Genomic DNA, 15,161 nt, shown 5'->3' with positions numbered 1-15,161 from the left:
TCTTCATAGAACCGGCAGACTGGTGGTGGACTTGATTTCCGACAATGCGACCGTCGAGTTCACTTCCTGGATGCCCGGTACCAGCGACAGTTTCTCAAAGAAAAACCGCTCGTAGGCCTCGATGTCCGGGGTCACGATGCGCAGCAGAAAGTCCACTGACCCCATCAGCACATAGCACTCCAGCACTTCCGGAAAGCCGCGGATCGCCTCGGTGAATTCGGTGAAGTTGGAGCGGCCGTGGGCGTTGAGTTTGACCTCGGCGAAAATCTGCGTGTTCAGGCCGATTTTCTTGCGGTCCAGCAGGGTGACCTGCCCCCGTATGACCCCCTCTTCCTTGAGCCGCTGGATACGCCGCCAGCACGGTGACTGCGACAGCCCGACCTGCTCGGCGATCTGCGCGCTGGACAGCGACGCATCCTCTTGCAGCAGCGCCAGGATGCGCCGGTCGTAATGATCCAAGCCGCCTTGCATAATAATTCCCCCTATTCAGGCAATGCTGAATCATACAATTCAATGCGCCCCAATATGTGCCGGATCGAGGCAAGAAATTCCCCGATGGCCATGCAAAGCTATGCCCATCGTTCCCGGAGCAGCATCATGACCGTCCACGAAGCCCATCTGCCTACCCGCAGCGACAGCTGGGGCGCCCATCAGCCCACCACCGTCGCCCACTACCAAGTCTTGGCCGAGGCGGAGCCAGACAGTCTCTGCCGTGTGCTCAACCTGCTGGCCATGCAATACCTGATTCCCCAGGACCTGCGGGTGGTGCGCGAGGAGGACCTGCTATCCATCGAACTGCAGGTCGACGGCCTCAGCTGGCACCGCGCGGAAGTGATCGGCAACAAAATGCGCAACCTCATCTACGTACTTTCGGTGGAGCTGCGAAACCCCGCCACGCTGGGGGTAGCGGCCAACGGCTGAACGCCGGCAACCGCTAGTAACTTTTTCCCGGGCCCCTCGGCAACCTCGACATGTTTCCCCGGTCTACCCTTGCAACCGGGTCGCGCTCCTGCGCGGCCGGTTTACTGTAGACCGAGTCAAGGAGCCCGCATGTCCGTCGTTACCGCTATTGAGGACCGCTGGCTGGATTTGAATGAACTGCTGCGCGACCTGGTTGCCCAGGGCTTTCTCAAGCAGGACTGCGCTGAACATGCTATCGCCATGCGCCGCGCGCTGGATAACAGCCACCTGCACCCCCTGGAATTCATCGCCGCACAGCAGCTGGAAGACCTGAGCCGACCAGGCAAGTGCCTGGACCTCGAACAACTGACCGTGTGGCTGGCCCAGCAGGCCGGCCAGCCCTACCTGCGCATCGACCCGTTGAAGATCGACGTGGCGGCGCTCACGCCCTTGATGTCCTACGGTTTTGCCCAGCGTCACAAGATCCTGGCCGTGGCGGTATCGCGCACCGCGGTCACGGTGGCCAGCGCCCAGCCTTTCGTATGCAGCTGGGAGGCCGACCTCACCCACGTACTCAAGCGCCCGATCAAGCGGGTGGTGGCCAACCCTGCCGAAATTCAGCGTTTCACCGTGGAGTTCTACCGGCTGGCCCGCTCGGTCAGCGGCGCCAACACCACGGAACTGCGCGGCAACAGCACGGGCAACTTCGAGCAACTGCTGAACCTGGGTGCCAGCGACCAGGAGCCTGACGCCGATGACGCCCACATCGTCAACATCGTCGACTGGCTGTTTCAGTACGCCTTCCAGCAACGCGCCAGCGATATCCACATCGAACCGCGTCGTGAACAGGGCACGGTACGCTTTCGCATCGACGGCATCCTGCACAACGTCTATCAGTTCCCCACCCAGGTGACCATGGCCATCGTCAGCCGCCTAAAGAGCCTGGGGCGGATGAATGTGGCAGAAAAACGCAAACCCCAGGATGGTCGGGTCAAGACCAAGACTCCGGAAGGTGGCGAGGTGGAATTACGCCTCTCGACCTTGCCCACGGCCTTTGGCGAGAAGATGGTAATGCGTATCTTCGACCCGCAGGTACTGCTCAAGGACTTCCACGAACTGGGCCTGGCCAGCGACGACCTGCGCCGCTGGCAAGACATGATCAGCCAGCCCAACGGCATCATTCTGGTCACCGGCCCCACGGGCTCGGGCAAGACCACCACGCTTTACACCACGCTCAAGCGCCTCGCCACACCCCAGGTCAACCTATGCACCATCGAAGACCCCATTGAAATGGTGGAGCCGGCGTTCAACCAGATGCAGGTCCAGCACAACATCGACCTGAGCTTCGCCAGCGGTGTTCGCGCGCTCATGCGCCAAGACCCGGACATCATCATGATCGGCGAGATTCGTGACCTGGAAACCGCCGAAATGGCCATCCAGGCAGCACTCACGGGCCACCTGGTGCTATCGACGCTGCACACCAACGACGCCCCCAGCGCCATCAGTCGCCTGCTGGAACTGGGCGTGCCGCACTACCTGATCAAGGCCACCCTGCTGGGGGTAATGGCCCAGCGCCTGGTGCGCACGTTGTGCCCCCATTGCAAGGTGCCTCAGGCGCTGTCCGAAGAAGACTGGTCGGCACTGACGCGCCCCTGGCAGGCGCCCGCCCCGACCCATGCCCACCGCGCCATCGGCTGCACCGAGTGCCGCGACACGGGCTTTCGCGGACGCGCCGGGGTGTACGAGATCTTGCAGATGACCGACACCGTGAAAGCGCACATCCAGGCCGAGACAGACCTGCTGTCGCTCAAGCGCCGCGCCGTGATGGAAGGCATGCGCAGCCTGCGTTTGTCAGGGGCCCAGAAGGTAGCCGCGGGGCACACGACAGTGGAAGAAGTGCTGCGCGTGACGCCGCGCCATGATTTGAAATAGTCTGCGCCGACCTGGGAACTACGCCAATCAATTGCGAATCAAAATACCGAGATCATCCCTGTCGGAGTCACCCATCATGCGTCTGAAAACTGCCGTTGTAACGCTCGCCCTGCTCTCGGTACCCGTCGGTTCAGCCATGGCCGACGGCTTCCTGCGCGACGTGCTTTCGTCCGGGGCAACCACCGGTTCCACGTACCTGACGTTCCGTCACCACAAACTGATCGTCGCTGCTCAGGACGATGCCGGTAGCTATGTGGCCAGCAACGGCAGCATCAAGGGGCCGTACCTGGAAGCAGCGATGCAGCAAGTGCGCACCGATAACCCTGGCCTGAAAGCCACCGATATGGAATTGGCCAACGCCATCCTGATCAAGGGCGCCGAGCCTACGGCTGATTGATCGCACTGCCCCCGGTTCCCTGTGGGACACCGCGGTGTACCACAGGGATGCAACACGTATTCAGCCGCGATAGTCGGCTAGCGGCACGCACGCGCAGAACAGGTTCCTGTCCCCATACACATTGTCCACCCGGTTCACTGCTGGCCAGTATTTGTGCGCCTTCGTGTGGCTACTGGGGGTAATCGCCTGGGCGATGGAATAAGGCCGTGCCCATGGTTCGGTGATGTCCGCTAAAGTGTGCGGCGCCCGTATCAGCGGGTTGTCCTCGGCGGGCCACTGGCCGCTGGCTACTTGTTCGATCTCGGCGCGAATAGCCAACATGGCCTCGACGAAACGGTCCAGTTCGGCCTTCGATTCACTTTCGGTCGGCTCGATCATCAAGGTGCCAGGCACAGGGAACGACATGGTCGGGGCGTGGAAACCGTAGTCCATCAAGCGTTTGGCCACGTCTTCTTCGCTGATGCCGGTCTGCGCCTTCAAGGGCCGCAGGTCGATGATGCATTCGTGTGCCACCCGGCCATTGCGGCCGCTGTAAAGCACCGGGAACGCCGCCCCGAGCTGCCGCGCCAGGTAGTTGGCCGAGAGTATCGCCACCTCCGTCGCCTCCACCAGCCGCGGCCCCATCATGGCGATGTACATCCAGCTGATCGGCAAAATGCTCGCGCTGCCCCAGGGCGCCGCGCTGACGGCGCCATTGCTCGGCAGCGGGCCTTCCAGGGGCACCACGGGATGGTTGGCCACGAAGGGGGCCAGGTGCGCGCGCACGCCGATCGGGCCCATGCCCGGGCCCCCGCCGCCATGGGGAATGCAGAAGGTCTTGTGCAGGTTCATGTGCGACACATCGGCGCCGATATCGGCGGGGCGTGCCAGGCCGACTTGCGCATTGAGGTTGGCACCGTCCATGTACACCTGGCCCCCATGCTGGTGGACCACCTCGCAGATCTCGGCAATACCCTCTTCGTACACGCCGTGGGTGGAGGGGTACGTGGCCATCAGGCAGGAAAGCTTGTCACCCGCCGCCTGGGCCTTGGCCTTCAGGTCGTCGAGGTCGACGTTGCCAGCCTCATCGCACTCGACGATCACCACCCGCATGCTCGCCATTTGCGCTGAAGCCGGGTTGGTGCCATGCGCCGAGGCCGGGATCAGGCAGATGTCCCGCTGCCCCTGCTGGCGGCTTTCATGGTATTTGCGGATCGCCAGCAGGCCGGCGTATTCACCCTGGGCGCCAGAGTTGGGCTGCATGCAGATGGCATCGAAGCCCGTGGTCGCGCACAGCCACTGCTCCAGTTCGTCGATCATCGCCTTGTAGCCGCGCGCCTGGTCCAGGGGGGCGAACGGATGCAGCAGGGCAAAGCCAGGCCAGGTGATGGGGATCATCTCGCTGGTGGCGTTGAGCTTCATGGTGCAAGAGCCGAGGGGGATCATGGACTGGTTCAGCGCCAGGTCCTTGTTCTCCAGTTGCTTGAGGTAGCGCAGCATCTCGGTTTCGCTATGGTGCTGGTTGAACACCGGGTGGGTCAGGTACGTGGAGGTACGCACGAGCTCATCGGGCATACCCGGCGCCAGGCCTTCGGCGTCCAGCGTGGCGACATCGAGCCCATGGTCGACACCCAGGAAAATGTCCCACAGCGTGCCAACGGTGGCGGCATCGCAGGTTTCGTCCAGGCTCACGCCCAACTGCCCACGCCCCAGGATGCGCAGGTTGATCCGTGCGGCCTGGGCACTTTCCAGGATCGCGGTCTGGGCGCCCCCTACTTCGAGGGTCAGGGTGTCGAAGAAATGAGTGTTCAGGCGCGTGATGCCCTTGCGCTCAAGCCCGGCCGCCAGCACCTGGGTCAGCCGGTGCACGCGCTGGGCAATGCGCCGCAAGCCGTCAGGCCCGTGGTACACGGCATAAAAGGCGGCGATGTTGGCCAGCAGCACCTGCGCGGTGCAAATGTTCGAATTGGCCTTCTCCCGACGAATATGCTGCTCGCGAGTCTGCAAGGCCATGCGCAACGCGACGTTGCCACGGGCATCCTTGGAGACACCGATGATGCGCCCGGGGATGGCGCGCTTGTAGGCTTCGCGGCTGGCGAAATAGGCTGCGTGCGGGCCGCCGTAGCCCATGGGCACGCCAAAGCGCTGGGTAGAGCCAAAGACCACGTCGGCGCCCAACTCCCCGGGCGGGGTCAACAGCAACAGGCTCAGCAGGTCGGCGGCCACGCAGGCGATGGCTTGCTGGGCATGCAGCTGCGCGATCAGGGGGCGCAGGTCGCGGACTTCGCCGTGGGTGTCGGGGTATTGCAGTAACGCGCCGAACACCTCGTGGCTCGACAGGTTATCCACAGTATCGACCACCAGCTCTATGCCAAACCCGTTCGCGCGGGTCTGCACCACCGACAAGGTTTGTGGGTGGCAGTTGCGGTCGACGAAGAAACGCTGGCTTTTCGACTTGCTCACCCGCCGCGCCAGGGCCATGGCTTCTGCCGCCGCGGTGGCTTCATCGAGCAACGAGGCATTGGCCAGTTCGAGACCGGTGAGGTCGATGGTCAGTTGCTGAAAGCTGAGCAGCGCTTCCAGCCGACCCTGGGCAATTTCGGGTTGGTAGGGGGTATAGGCGGTGTACCAGCCAGGGTTTTCCAGCACGTTGCGCAGAATCACGGCTGGCGTCAGCGTGCCGTGGTAGCCCATGCCGATCAGGCTGGTCCAGACCTGGTTCTGCTCGGCATAGCCGCGCAACTTCGCCAGGGCGGCGGTTTCGTCCAGCGCCGGGGGCAACTCAAGCGCGCCATTGAAGCGGATGTTGGGGGGAACCGTCTGTTCGATCAGCTCGGCGCGGCTGGCAAGCCCCAGGGCGTCGAGCATGCCGCGCTGTTCAGCGGCATCGGGGCCAAGGTGGCGACGGGCAAAGGCACCGGGGTCTTGCAGTTCACTCAGCGCTGGCAACCGGGACATGGCGGCTCTCTCTTCCAGAAACGAGGCCTCGACGTGTCGAGGCCTGTTCAGTCTAGAAAGAGATTGCCGCCCGCGCCCGGAAGTTACTCGCCGATGGCGGCTTTGTAGCCGGCAGCGTCCAGCAGGTTGTCCAGTTCAGCTTTGTCGCTTGGCTTGAGCTTGAAGATCCACGCGCTGTAAGGCTCCTCGTTCAATGTCTCCGGGCTGTCGGCCAGTTCCTCGTTGACGGCGATCACTTCGCCCGACACGGGTGCGTAGATGTCCGAGGCAGCCTTTACCGACTCGACCACGCCAGCGGCGTCGCCAGCAGTGAAGACCTTGCCCACTTCGGCCAGCTCGACGAACACCACGTCACCCAGGGCTTCCTGGGCGTGGTCGGAGATACCGACGGTGACGGTGCCATCGGCTTCCAGGCGTGCCCACTCGTGGCTTTCGGCAAAACGCAGGTCAGCGGGGATATTGCTCATGGTTTGTTGTCCTCAACAGGGTCGGCGGCAGGCCCGCACAGTCATCAGATCAGGGTTTTGCCATGGCGCACGAACGTGGGCCGCACGACCCGCACCGGGTACCACTTGCCGCGGATTTCCACCTCGGCTCGGTCGGCAGTGGCCATCGGGACGCGCGCCAGGGCGATCGATTTGCTCAACGTAGGTGAGAAACTACCACTGGTGATCTCCCCTTCGCCAATTTCTGCGATACGGACTACCTGGTGGGCACGCAACACGCCGCGTTCTTCCAGCACCAGGCCAACCAGTTTTTCATCCACGCCGCGACCCTGTTCGGCCAGCAGCGCGGCGCGGCCAATGAAGTCGCGCTCGGCCGGCTCCCAGGCAATGCTCCAGGCCATGTTGGAGACCAGGGGCGAATGCGCCTGGTCGATGTCCTGGCCGTAAAGGTTCATGCCCGCCTCCAGACGCAGCGTATCCCGGGCCCCGAGGCCGATTGGCGAAAGCCCGGCACCGACCAGGTCGTTGAAAAATGCCGGGGCCTGGTCCCTGGGCAAAACGATTTCCAAGCCGTCTTCACCGGTATAGCCGGTGCGCGCGATGAACCAATCGCCGTCGGTCAGGCCTTGGAAAGGTTTGAGCTGATGGATCAGGTTGGCGCGTGCCTGGGTTACCAGTTGCGCGACCTTATGCCGCGCCTCCGGGCCCTGGATGGCGAGCATGGCAAGCTCGGGGCGCTCGCGTATCCGTACTTCGAAACCCGCGACGGTCTTGCCGAGCCATGCCATGTCCTGGTCTCGGGTGGCAGCATTGACCACCAGGCGGTAACCGTCCTGCAACAGGTAGACAATCATGTCGTCGACGATGCCGCCCTGCTCGTCGAGCATGGCGCTGTACAAGGCTGCGCCCACGGCTTGCAGGCGGGCCACGTCGTTGGCCAGCAGGTGCCTGAGGAAGGCCTGGGCCTGCGGGCCGTCAATGTCGATCACGGTCATGTGCGACACATCGAACACACCGCAGTCACGGCGCACCTGGTGGTGTTCCTCAACCTGCGAACCGTAGTGCAGGGGCATGTCCCAACCGCCAAAATCAACCATTTTGGCGCCTAGCGCCAAGTGCAGGTCATACAGAGGCGTACGCTGTCCCATGGGTTTCTCCTTCCGGGCTTGGCGAGGCGCGAGTACTGGGCTGAACACCTTGAAGGCTCTGGAACAGGGTTTTCAAGGGTGCCTATAAGTGCCGATCACAATGACCGACCGCGCTGAATGCCGCGCATTGTAGCTGCAAGCCGCGGCCCTGACACCTTTGGGCACAGGCGTCACTGGCTTTGACCAATACGTCGTGCCGAACGTCGAATCAAACCGATCACCGGCAGCAACCCCACCAGCACCAGCGTCAGGGCAGGCAGTGAGGCACGCGCCCATTCACCTTCACTGGTCATCTCGAATACCCTCACCGCCAGCGTGTCCCAACCAAAGGGACGCATCAACAACGTAGCAGGCATTTCCTTCAGAACATCGACAAACACCAGCAACGCAGCGCTCAACACCCCGGGCACCAGCAACGGCAGATAGACACGCCAGAACAACCGCGGCCCGGCCACCCCCAGGCTACGGGAAGCTTCAGGCAGTGACGGACGTATCTTCGCCAGGCTGCTTTCCAGCGGCCCGTAGGCCACCGCCATGAACCGCACCAGGTAGGCCAGCAACAGTGCCGCCAGGCTGCCCAGCAAGAGCGGACGACCGGCCAGGGGCACCACCAGCGTCCTGTCCAAGTAACTGAAGGCCAGCATGATGGATACCGCCAGCACGGAACCTGGCAAGGCATACCCCAGGTTCGCCAACCCCACGCCGGCGCCGATGACCGGTGTCGGTGCCAGCCGCCTGGCAAAGGCCAGCACCAGGGCCAGGGCCACGGTCAGCAGGGCGGCCAAGGCGCCGAGATAAAGCGTGTGCAGAATCAGGCCCAGGTAACGCTCGTCCAGGTCGAAGCGGCCGCGCTGCCAGCACCACACCAGCAATTGCAGCACGGGCACCACGAACGCACAGGCCAGCACCAAACCACACCAGAAGCTCGCGGCGAATGCCTTCCAGCCCCGCAGTGGGTAACGCAGTTGTCCGCGAGCGCGCTCGCTGCCCACGTGGGCGGCCCCACGGGCACGGCGCTCGCCGTACAGCACCAGCACCACGGCCACCAGTAACAGGCTGGCCAGTTGCGCGGCGCTGGCCAGGCTGAAGAAGCCGTACCAGGTCTTGTAGATGGCCGTGGTGAAGGTGTCGAAGTTGAACACCGCCACGGCACCGAAATCCGCCAGGGTTTCCATCATGGCCAACGCCACACCGGCACCGATGGCGGGCCTGGCCATGGGCAGCGCCACCCGCCAGAACGCCTGCCAGGGCGAATGGCCCAGCACGCGTGCTGCCTCCATCAGACCGCGCCCCTGCGCCAGAAACGCAGTGCGGGCAAGCAGGTAGACATAGGGGTAGAACACCAGCACCAGCACGATGATGACGCCGCCGGTGGAACGCACACGGGGCAGGCGCACGCCACTGCCGAACCCTTCGCGCAGGAGGGTCTGCAGCGGCCCGGCGAAATCCAGCAGGCCGACGAAAACGAAGGCCAGCACGTAGGCGGGGATCGCAAAGGGCAGCATCAATGCCCAATCCAGCCAGCGCCGGCCAGGAAACTGGCAAAGGCTGGTGAGCCAGGCCAGGCTTACCCCCAACACGGTGACACCAAAGCCGACGCCTCCCAGCAGCGTCAGGGTGTTACCCAGCAAACGCGGCAGTTGTGTGGCCCACAAATGTTCCCAGATCGCCCCATCGATATGCTGCCAGGACAGCAGCAGGACGCTCAGGGGCAATAGCACCAGCGCTGCCATGGCCAGCACGGGGGGGTACCAACGGCGCTGCACGGCATGCCTCATGGCTGGCAATCAGTTCCAGCCAGCGCGGTCCATCAGCCGAATAGCCTCGGCTTGGCGCTTGCCCGCCACTTCTACCGGTAAGGTATCGGCTTTGAAGCTACCCCAGCTGGCGACTTCGGCCGAAGGCTGCACCTGCGGGTTGGCCGCAAATTCCTGGTTGGTATCGGCAAAGATTTTCTGCGCTTCGGCACCGGTCATCCATTCCACCAAGGCCTTGGCCGCTTCCGGGTGCGGCGCATGGCGGGTCAGGCCGATGCCCGAGAGGTTGACGTGCACCCCACGGTCGCCCTGGTTAGGCCAGAACAGCTTGATCGGCAGTTGCGGGTCCTGGCGGTGCAGGCGTCCGTAGTAGTAAGTGTTGACGATACCCACGTCGCATTGGCCAGCCTTGATGGCTTGCAACACGGCGATGTCATCGGAGAACACATCGGTGGACAGGTTGTCGACCCAGCCCTTGAGGATGGTTTCGGTCTGCGCCGCGCCGTGGGTTTCGATCAGGGTGGCGGTCAGCGACTGGTTGTAGACCTTCTTCGCCGTGCGCAGGCACAGGCGCCCTTCCCACTGTTTGTCGGCCAAGGCCTCGTAAGTAGACAGCTCCTGGGGTTTTACCCGGGCAGTGGAATAGGCGATGGTCCGCGCGCGCAGGCTGAGGCCAGTCCAGTCGTGGCTGGCGGCGCGGTATTGCGCGGGGATATTGGCGTCGATGACACTGGACTCGATGGGTTGCAGGATACCCATCTGCTCGGCTTGCCACAGGTTGCCAGCGTCCACGGTCAGCAGCAGGTCGGCGGTGGCGTGTTCGCCCTCGGCCTTGATGCGCTGCATCAGCGGCGCTTCCTTGTCGGTGATGAACTTGATCGGCACGCCGGTTTTCGCGGTGTAGGCGTCGAACACGGGCTTTATCAGCTCGTCGATGCGCGAGGAATACACCACCACTTCATCGACAGCGCGAGCCTCGTTGGTGAACAGGGTCAATGCCAATGCAGTGAGAATGCGCTTGCTGGCCAGCATGGAAAAGAGCCCCGAGATCGAATGAGGGGCAAATGGTAGAGAAACCGATTTGCCATCTCAATCGATGTCGAAAGCAAGCAGTTACCAGATATTTCCCAGCCGGTTCCTGCTACCTTGATGGCCGCTATTGCCTATGGGCGCGGGCAAGCTCGGGCAGGTCGCCGCTCAGGCCCAGCGCCTGGCGCACGAACGCGGCCTTGGCGTCGGGCATCTGCTCCACCCACTTCAGGCCGCTGTTGCGCAGCCAGCGCAGGGGGAGCGGGTCGGCCTGGAACAGGCGCTCGAACCCTTCCATGGCAGCCATCAACGCCAGGTTGTGGGGCATGCGCCGACGCTCATAGCGGCTGAGTACGCGCACATCGGCCAGGCGTTCGCCACGGCCCTGGGCATGCAGCAGCTCTTCGGCCAATACCGCTGCATCCAGGAAGCCCAGGTTCACCCCTTGGCCGGCCAGCGGGTGGATGGTGTGGGCGGCGTCGCCGATCAACGCCAGGCCAGGGGCGACGTAGCGCTTGGCGTGGCGCTGGCGCAAGGGCACGCACAGGCGCTTGTCGGCATGTTCGACCGTACCCAGGCGTCCTTCGAAAGCACGCTCCAGGGCCGCGCAGAACCGTTCGTCGTCCAGGGCCATCAGACGCTCGGCTTCCGCGGGTGTGGTGGACCAGACAATCGAGCACCAGTGTTGCTGGTCGGCATGGTCCAGGGGCAGGAATGCCAGCGGGCCGTCGTCGGTGAAACGCTGCCAGGCGGTGCGCTGGTGGGGTTGCGCGCAGCGCACGCTGGTGACGATGGCGTGGTGCAGGTAATCCCACTCGCGCGTCTCGCAACCGGCCAGGCGCCGTACCGCGGAATGGGCGCCATCAGCAGCGACCACCAGTGGAGCGCGCACGGTACGGCCGTCAGCCAGGGTCAGCAGCCAGTCGTCGCCGGAATGGCGCAGTTGTTCCAGGCGGGCATTGGCTAGCAGGCCAATGTCACTGTCGTGCAACTGTTCGAGCAAAGCATCCTGAACCACGCGGTTCTCGACGATATGGCCCAGCACTTCGGCGTGCACGCTGGCGGCACTGAAATGAATGTGCCCGGTCCCGCTGCCGTCCCACACGCTCATGTCGCCGTAGGGGCTGGCGCGGCGCCGGGCGACGCCGTCCCAGGCACCCAGGCGCTGCAGGATGCGCTGGCTGGCGGCCGACAGGGCGCTGACACGGGGCTCGAAAGCCGCCTGGGCATCGAAGGCCTTGACGCTCAGCGGGCTGCCGTCCACTACCAGGATTTCCAGGCCGCTGTCCTGCAACGCCAGAGCCAGGGCACTGCCCACCATGCCGGCGCCGACTACTACCAGATCTGCACGCAGTTCCATGCTCAAGCCTGTTCCACGGAGTTGAAGGAAGGGAAAACCGTAATCGCCATGCTCAACCCTGCACGTCTGCGCGGGTGCCCAGGCCCATGGCCTGGCGGGCGAACCAGCGCTTGGCAGGCGGCAGCAAGTCCAGGCCCAGCAGGCCCAGGTTGCGACCTGCCGCCACCAGCGGCTGGGAAGAGCCAAACAAGCGGGTGACCTTGTCGGAGAAGCCCACGGTCAGGTCCTGATCGGGCCGCTGCGCCTCGCGGTAGCGTTGCAGGGTCGCGAAGTCACCCAACGGCGCCTGGCTTGCCAGCAGCGTGTCGGCCAAGGCCTGCACATCGCGCAGGGACAGGTTGAAGCCCTGCCCGGCGATCGGGTGCAGCGCATGGGCGGCGTTGCCCAGCACCACCAGGTGTGAACGTACCTGCTCCTCGGCTTCCACCAGGGTGAGCGGGTACAGGTGCCGGGCCCCCACTTGCTGCAACGTGCCCAGCCGGTAGCCGAACACACCTTGCAGTTCCTTGAGGAAGCTGCGGTCGTCGATCTGCGCAAGGCGCTTGGCGTCCATGCCCTGGCGCGTCCAGACCAGCGCGCAGCGGTTGTCCGGCAGCGGCAGCAGGGCCATGGGGCCGTCGTCGGTAAAGCGTTCGAACGCCAGGCCTTCGTGGGGTTGGCTGGGGCTGATGTTGGCAATCAGTGCGCTCTGGTCATAAGGCCGACGCCGCACACCGATGCCCAGTTGCTCGCGCAGCCCCGAGCGGCCACCGTCAGCCAGCACCGCCAGGTCGCAGTCCAGGCTGGTGTCGTCGTTCAGGGTCAGACGGTAGCCGTCTTCCAGCACCTGCATGTGCGTCACTTCCGACGGTACGCGCCAGCTCACCACCTCGGGGTCCAGGGCCTGCCACAGGCATTGCCCCAACCAGGCGTTTTCCACCACGTAGCCCAGGGCGGGCACGCCCTCTTCCAGCGCAGTGAGGCGTGTGACGCCGAAACGGCCACGGTCGGACACGTGGATTTGCCTGATGGGCTCGGCCCGGCGGTAAATGGCCTGCCACAGCCCAAGGCGCTCGTAGATCTGTCGCGTGCCGAACGACAGCGCCGAAGAGCGCGCGTCGTAGCTGGGCTGGTAGGTATCGCCAGGGGCGAACGGCTCGATCAGCATGATCTTCCAGCCGCGTGCCTTGGCCCCGGCCTGCAGGGCCAGCGCCAGGCTGGCGCCGACCAGGCCGCCGCCGATGATTGCCAGGTTCACGCGGTTCATGCGGCCTCGGTACGTGCTTGAGCCATCAAGGCTTCGATTTCAGCGACGGTCTTGGGCACGTCGCCGGTCAGGATTTCACAGCCGGTGCGGGTGACCACCACGTCGTCCTCGATGCGCACGCCGATACCGCGCCATTTCTTCGCCACATGCGGGTTGTCGGGGCTGATGTAGATGCCTGGCTCAACGGTCAGGGTCATGCCCGGCTCCAGCACCCGCCACTCGCCGCCCACGCGGTATTCGCCCACATCATGCACATCCATGCCCAGCCAGTGGCCGGCACGGTGCATGTAGAAGGCCCGGTGGGCCTCGGTGGCAATCAGTTCATCGACATTGCCCTGCAGCAGCCCCAGTTGCACCAGGCCTTCGGTAATCACCTGCACCGTGGCTTCGTGAGCCTGGTTCCAGTGCTTGCCGGGGCCGATGGCGGCGAACGCCGCTTCCTGGGACTTGAGCACCAGTTCGTAGATCGCCTTCTGCTCGGGCGAGAAGGTGCCACTGACCGGGAACGTCCGGGTGATATCGCTGGCGTAACAGTCGATCTCGCAGCCAGCGTCGATCAGCACCAGGTCGCCGTCCCTGAGCACGGCGTCGTTCTGTTGATAGTGCAGGATGCAACTGTTGCGGCCTGCTGCGACGATGGAGCCGTAGGCCGGCATCTTCGCCCCGCCCTTGCGGAATTCGTAGTCCAGTTCGGCTTCCAGGCTGAACTCATGCAGGCCGGCGCGGCAGGCCTGCATGGCGCGGACATGGGCGCGGGCGGAGATCTGCGCGGCATGGCGCATGACCTTCACCTCGGCGGCCGACTTGTACAGGCGCATGTCGTGGAGCAAGTGGTCCAGCGCCACGAATTCATTGGGCGGCTGTGAGCCGAGGTTGGCCTTGGAACGGATCACGTTGATCCAGTCCATCAGATGGCGATCGAATTCGGGGTGGCTGCCCATGGCGGTGTACACCCGGTCGCGGCCTTCGATCAGGCCGGGCAGGATGTCGTCGATATCAGCAATGGGGAAAGCATCGTCGGCACCATAGTCACGCACCGCGCCTTCCTGCCCGGCGCGCAGACCGTCCCACAGCTCCCGCTCGGGATTGCGCTCGCGGCAGAACAGCACGTACTCGCCGTGCTGGCGGCCGGGGATCAGGGCGATGACCGCTTCAGGCTCGGGGAAGCCGCTGAGGTACTGGAAATCGCTGTCCTGGCGGTACACATGCTCCACGTCGCGGTTGCGGATGGCCACCGCGGCCGCGGGCAGTATGGCGATGCTGTTGGGCTCCATCTGCGCCATCAGAGCCTTGCGTCGACGAGCGTATTCCGACTTCGGGATATGAGTTACTGGCACAGGGGAACCCTTTTTCGACATCAGTGCAGGGAAGGCTTGGTGGCCGCCACTGGCTTGGCGCACTCGGTGAACAGCAGCATCGGCGCCACGCGCAGGTACTCCATGACTTCCATATAGTCGCTTTCGGCGTCTTCGGACTCTTCCAGCGCTTCCTGCACCTGGGAAATGGCGTCCATGTCCTGAAGGATTTCCTGAGCTTCCTGGCTCAGGTTCTTGCCCCCCGAGTGCAGGCCAAAGCCGGTCAGGAAGCCTTGGCACCATTGGCCCAGGGCGGTGGCACGCTCGGTCAGCGGCGCGTCGTCGGCCGGCAACAGGATGACGATGGTGACGTCATCGCCGGTCAGTTCGCCCTGAACCATCTGCTGCAGGCCAACCAGCGCATTGCGCACGTTGTCCGCAGGTTCGGTGTCCAGCGACAATGCCGCGTCCGCCAGCCACCCTTCGGCGTCGAAATCGGCGCCAGCGCAGCTGCGGCCCAGCAGCAGGCCATGCAGCTCGGCAGGGGAAACGGGGTGACCGCCAGCGTTGAGCAGGTCGGCGAAGCCTTGATACGGGGATTTCTGAATAGACATGGCAACTAGGCGCCAGGCGGCGCAATGACTAGAATGAAGACCTTGTATCCTAGCACCGGCAGGCGCGCCAAGACCATCGAAGCGGCCAACTCGTTAACAC

General features: G+C 64.1%; 13 protein-coding genes. 3 read left to right on the top strand and 10 right to left on the bottom strand.

The genetic code is table 11. The annotated features are described in order from the left end of the window. Positions 1–3: 3 nt before the first annotated feature. Positions 4–471, bottom strand: coding sequence for an Lrp/AsnC family transcriptional regulator (locus tag HWQ56_RS01585; protein WP_158156146.1), 468 nt, complete (start codon positions 469–471; stop codon positions 4–6). 126 nt (positions 472–597) lie between these two features. Here HWQ56_RS01585 and HWQ56_RS01580 point away from each other — a divergent pair, with 126 nt between their 5' ends. The 3 genes from HWQ56_RS01580 to HWQ56_RS01570 all read left to right on the top strand — a co-directional run bounded on the left by HWQ56_RS01580 (position 598) and on the right by HWQ56_RS01570 (position 3,229). Next, entirely contained in the window at positions 598–921 is a 324-nt protein-coding gene (locus HWQ56_RS01580) for a hypothetical protein (RefSeq protein ID WP_176569633.1), read from the top strand. A 129-nt stretch (positions 922–1,050) separates the two neighbouring features. Continuing rightward, the gene (tfpB, locus tag HWQ56_RS01575; RefSeq protein WP_176569632.1) at positions 1,051–2,832 is read left to right on the top strand and encodes a type IV pilus assembly ATPase TfpB; all 1,782 of its coding nucleotides are present in this window, start codon (positions 1,051–1,053) and stop codon (positions 2,830–2,832) included. A 76-nt stretch (positions 2,833–2,908) separates the two neighbouring features. Beyond that, a complete protein-coding gene (locus tag HWQ56_RS01570) occupies positions 2,909–3,229 on the top strand; it encodes a DUF2388 domain-containing protein (RefSeq protein WP_158156140.1) in 321 nt (106 codons plus the stop codon). 60 nt (positions 3,230–3,289) lie between these two features. Here the strand turns inward: HWQ56_RS01570 and gcvP are convergent, their stop codons facing one another. From gcvP to HWQ56_RS01525, 9 genes are all read right to left on the bottom strand, one after another. Further along, positions 3,290–6,166 (bottom strand): aminomethyl-transferring glycine dehydrogenase, encoded by a 2,877-nt coding sequence (gene gcvP / locus HWQ56_RS01565; RefSeq protein WP_176569631.1) that lies wholly within the window; start codon positions 6,164–6,166, stop codon positions 3,290–3,292. Positions 6,167–6,249: 83 nt separating this feature from the next. Continuing rightward, entirely contained in the window at positions 6,250–6,633 is a 384-nt protein-coding gene (gene gcvH / locus HWQ56_RS01560) for a glycine cleavage system protein GcvH (RefSeq protein WP_158156136.1), read from the bottom strand. Between the two features lie 44 nt (positions 6,634–6,677). Continuing rightward, entirely contained in the window at positions 6,678–7,760 is a 1,083-nt protein-coding gene (gcvT, locus tag HWQ56_RS01555; RefSeq protein ID WP_158156134.1) for a glycine cleavage system aminomethyltransferase GcvT, read from the bottom strand. 170 nt (positions 7,761–7,930) lie between these two features. Further along, positions 7,931–9,538 (bottom strand): ABC transporter permease, encoded by a 1,608-nt coding sequence (locus tag HWQ56_RS01550; RefSeq protein ID WP_176569630.1) that lies wholly within the window; start codon positions 9,536–9,538, stop codon positions 7,931–7,933. 9 nt (positions 9,539–9,547) lie between these two features. Next, on the bottom strand, positions 9,548–10,549 hold the full coding sequence (locus tag HWQ56_RS01545) for an extracellular solute-binding protein (RefSeq protein ID WP_176569629.1): 1,002 nt from the start codon (positions 10,547–10,549) through the stop codon (positions 9,548–9,550). 124 nt (positions 10,550–10,673) lie between these two features. Continuing rightward, the gene (locus tag HWQ56_RS01540; protein ID WP_176572322.1) at positions 10,674–11,900 is read right to left on the bottom strand and encodes a 2-octaprenyl-3-methyl-6-methoxy-1,4-benzoquinol hydroxylase; all 1,227 of its coding nucleotides are present in this window, start codon (positions 11,898–11,900) and stop codon (positions 10,674–10,676) included. A gap of 58 nt (positions 11,901–11,958) precedes the next feature. After that, the gene (gene ubiH, locus HWQ56_RS01535; RefSeq protein WP_158156128.1) at positions 11,959–13,152 is read right to left on the bottom strand and encodes a 2-octaprenyl-6-methoxyphenyl hydroxylase; all 1,194 of its coding nucleotides are present in this window, start codon (positions 13,150–13,152) and stop codon (positions 11,959–11,961) included. Continuing rightward, on the bottom strand, positions 13,149–14,435 hold the full coding sequence (gene pepP, locus HWQ56_RS01530; protein ID WP_233270884.1) for a Xaa-Pro aminopeptidase: 1,287 nt from the start codon (positions 14,433–14,435) through the stop codon (positions 13,149–13,151). The genes ubiH and pepP overlap by 4 nt, the downstream gene beginning before the upstream one ends. Before the next feature lie 74 nt (positions 14,436–14,509). Next, entirely contained in the window at positions 14,510–15,061 is a 552-nt protein-coding gene (locus tag HWQ56_RS01525) for a YecA/YgfB family protein (RefSeq protein ID WP_158156124.1), read from the bottom strand. Positions 15,062–15,161 lie beyond the last annotated feature (100 nt).

It is taken from the genome of Pseudomonas eucalypticola, from assembly GCF_013374995.1.
Lineage (GTDB): Bacteria > Pseudomonadota > Gammaproteobacteria > Pseudomonadales > Pseudomonadaceae > Aquipseudomonas > Aquipseudomonas eucalypticola.
Note: the sequence above shows the minus strand (reverse complement) of the source record. Positions and strands in the feature narration are given on the sequence as shown.